Origin of the sequence: Streptacidiphilus monticola (assembly GCF_042658505.1) — a bacterium.
In the GTDB taxonomy this organism is placed as follows: domain Bacteria; phylum Actinomycetota; class Actinomycetes; order Streptomycetales; family Streptomycetaceae; genus Streptacidiphilus; species Streptacidiphilus monticola.
Map to the genome: position 1 here is coordinate 1 of NZ_JBHSQJ010000229.1, position 1,563 is coordinate 1,563.

Below are 1,563 nucleotides of genomic sequence, written 5' to 3' on the forward strand. Positions count from 1 at the left end.
CCGGCCGTCAGGCGTCCGCCGGAGACGACGACTTCGCGGACATCGAGGAGATCCTCAAACGCCGCGGGATCTGAGCCGCCGTCAGCCCGCCGGGACCGGGGCGGGCGAGGCCTCGCGCTGCCGGGCGCGGTAGGCGGCCACGTGCAGACGGTTGCCGCAGGTGCGGCTGTCGCAGTAGCGGCGCGAGCGGTTGCGGGACAGGTCCACGAAGACCCGGGCGCAGGAGGGCGCCTCGCAGCGGCGCAGCCGCTCGCGCTCGCCCGCGACGACGATGAAGGCCAGCGCCATCGCCGCCTCCACCGCCAGGTGGTCGGCCAGGGCGGCGCCGGGGGCGAAGTAGTGCATGTGCCAGTCGTGGCCGTCGTGGTCGGTGAGCCGGGGGGTGGTGCCCGCCCGGGCCATGACGGCGTTGAGCAGGTCGGCCGCCTGCCGGGCGGTGGTCGCGCCGTAGATCTCCAGGAAGGTGCGCCGCACCTGCCGGACCGACTCCAGGTCCTGCGCGCCCAGGGGGCCGACGTCGCTGATCCGGTGCCGCAGCACGAAGTCCCGCAGCGCGGCCAGGTCGGGCAGCGCCTCGTGGCCTCCCGCTTCCGGAGCCGTGTTGAGCAGGTCCACGAGGATGTCGAGGGCGCATTCGGTGTCATGGGTGATCAGCACGGCGATGCTCCGTCTGTCGCGGTCTTGGCGCGGCCCTGATGGTTGGGCGTGAGCCTACCGCTCCACCGGCGCCCTGTCGGCAATGACGACGCCGCCGCGGCCCAGGAGTCGTCGCTCCGGACGGCGGCGGCGCACAGCAGCCCCACCGTGCCCCCGAGTAGCACGGCCGTGGCTGCGGTTGCTCAGCTCTCGGCGAGGATGTGCGAGAGCTCTCGGTCGAGATCGAAGTGCCGGTGCTCGGTGCCCGGGGGCACCGCCGCGTCGGTCCGCTTGAGGAAGGACTCCAGCGCACGCGCCGGGGCTTCCAGCAGGGCTTCTCCTTCCGGAGAGCTCAACGCGATGCAGACGACGCCCTGCCCGTGGCTGCGGGAGGGCCAGACACGGACGTCTCCGGTACCGGTGGGACGGTGGAGTCCTTCCGCCAGCAGATCGCGGGCGAACACCCACTCGACCGTCTCGTCGGCGCCGGTGTGGAAGGTGGCGTGCACCGCATACGGATCGCTCGTGTCGTAGCGGAGGCCTGCCGGCACCGGCAGGGACGACTCGCTGGACACGATGAGGCGCAGGTGCAGCTCGCAGCTGACCACGGTGTTCATAAGCGCCAGGGCCTTTCGCTCAGTGTGCGCTCGGGGATCGCACGTCGGCTTCGGGACCATCCCACCTATGGGACCGCTGTAAACCCCTCTGTCCGGATAAGTACGGCCCCGATACCCCATTCAGCTCAGCAGTCACAAACACCACAGCCGTTGCGGAACAGCTCGTGAGCGGCGGTCGCATTCGGTCGCCAAACGGCGGGTTCCGGTCAGTCCGTGACGCCGCGGCGGCGTGCCGGAGCACCCCTCGGAATGCGGTAGTGTTTTCCCTGCACCCGGGCGATTAGCTCAGTGGGAGAGCGCTTCGTTCACA

General features: G+C 71.0%; 2 protein-coding genes. Both read right to left on the reverse strand.

The window, feature by feature from the left end:
* Positions 1 to 81: 81 nt before the first annotated feature.
* The gene (locus ACFP3V_RS31490) at positions 82 to 657 is read right to left on the reverse strand and encodes a CGNR zinc finger domain-containing protein (RefSeq protein ID WP_380591164.1); all 576 of its coding nucleotides are present in this window, start codon (positions 655 to 657) and stop codon (positions 82 to 84) included.
* 182 nt (positions 658 to 839) lie between these two features.
* Positions 840 to 1,253, reverse strand: a complete 414-nt coding sequence (locus tag ACFP3V_RS31495) for an SsgA family sporulation/cell division regulator (RefSeq protein WP_380591167.1) — start codon at positions 1,251 to 1,253, stop codon at positions 840 to 842.
* Positions 1,254 to 1,563: the final 310 nt, after the last annotated feature.